Origin of the sequence: Geobacillus jurassicus NBRC 107829 (assembly GCF_001544315.1) — a bacterium.
GTDB lineage: Bacteria > Bacillota > Bacilli > Bacillales > Anoxybacillaceae > Geobacillus > Geobacillus jurassicus.
The window spans coordinates 1-1339 of sequence record NZ_BCQG01000116.1; the positions used below are offsets into that span (position 1 = coordinate 1).

Annotated in this window: 1 protein-coding gene; it reads left to right on the forward strand. The window is 56.8% G+C overall.

Going from position 1 to position 1339, the window contains the following annotated elements:
* Window positions 1–74 precede the first annotated feature (74 nt).
* A complete protein-coding gene (locus GJ1_RS17365; RefSeq protein ID WP_015374754.1) occupies window positions 75–1271 on the forward strand; it encodes an MFS transporter in 1197 nt (398 codons plus the stop codon).
* The last annotated feature ends 68 nt before the right edge of the window (window positions 1272–1339 follow it).

The following is a 1339-nucleotide window of genomic DNA, read 5'->3' on the forward strand; positions in this document are numbered from 1 at the left end:
CGCCGGCGATTGAAAAGACAAAAAAATAAAGTATAATTAGGAATATTAAGATATATTTTGAACGGGGGAGAACGATGAACACCCATACAGAACGAACGAGCGCCGTAGGCATAACCGTCTACCCGATTTTGTTCGCCATCAGCTTCAGCCACTTTTTGAACGATGCGATGCAGGCGGTCATCCCGGCGCTCTTCCCGATTTTGCGCTCGACGATGGAGCTGTCGTATACGCAAATCGGCTGGATCGCTTTTGCGTTGAACATGACGTCATCGATCATGCAGCCGGTCGTTGGCTTATGGACGGACCGAACGCCATCGCCGTACTTTTTGCCGCTCGGCATGGCGGCAAGTTTGCTCGGCATGGCCGGGCTCGCCTTGGCGCCGAATTTTCTCTTTGTCCTTCTGTCCGCGTTGCTTGTTGGGATCGGCTCGGCCGTCTTTCATCCAGAAGGGTCGCGCGTCGTCTATTTGGCCGCTGGAGCGCGGCGGGCGTTTGCGCAGTCGATTTATCAAGTCGGCGGCAACACAGGCAACGCCTTAGCCCCTCTTTTTACCGCCCTTATTTTCGTGCCGTTCGGCCAAAAAGGGGCGGCTTGGTTTACGCTCGCTGCCGCTCTTGGCATCACCGTGCTTTGGCGCGTCTCGCAATGGTACGGACATGAACTCGGCAGCCGACCGACGCCAAGCAAAGCGAAAAAAGCCGGGCAGCGAATCGATCACGGGCATTCGATCGTCTTTGCACTTGCGCTGCTCATCTTTGTCGTGTTCGCCCGCTCATGGTATTCGGCCGGCATCTCAAACTATTACCAGTTTTATCTGATGGAAACGACGCATATTTCCGTGCGCGAGGCGCAAGTGTACTTGTTCGCCTTTATGATCGCCGGCGCTATTGGAACGCTCGCCGGCGGGCCGATCGCTGACCGGTTCGGCAAACGGAACTTAATGATCTGGTCGACTGTTGGGACGGCGCCGTTTGCGCTCGCCCTGCCGCACGCGCCGCTTCCGCTCGCCTTGCCGTTGCTGCTTGTCGCCGGGTTTGTGCTGTCATTAAGCTTTGCGACGTTTGTCGTCTACGCCCAAGAGCTGCTTCCGAACCATGTCGGCATGGCGTCCGGGCTGATCGTCGGCCTGGCGTTTGGCATGGGGGCGCTCGGCGCGGTCGTGCTCGGCAAAATCGCCGACTTGTCGTCGCTCGGCACGTTGATGCTGCTTTGCAGCGTGCTGCCGCTCTTTGGAATCTTAGCCGTTTGGCTGCCGAAAGACCAGGCATAACAAAACGCACCGTGTCTTTCAACCAGGCAATGCGTGCTGTTGGACGTATAGAGCGCTATAAGCAACAG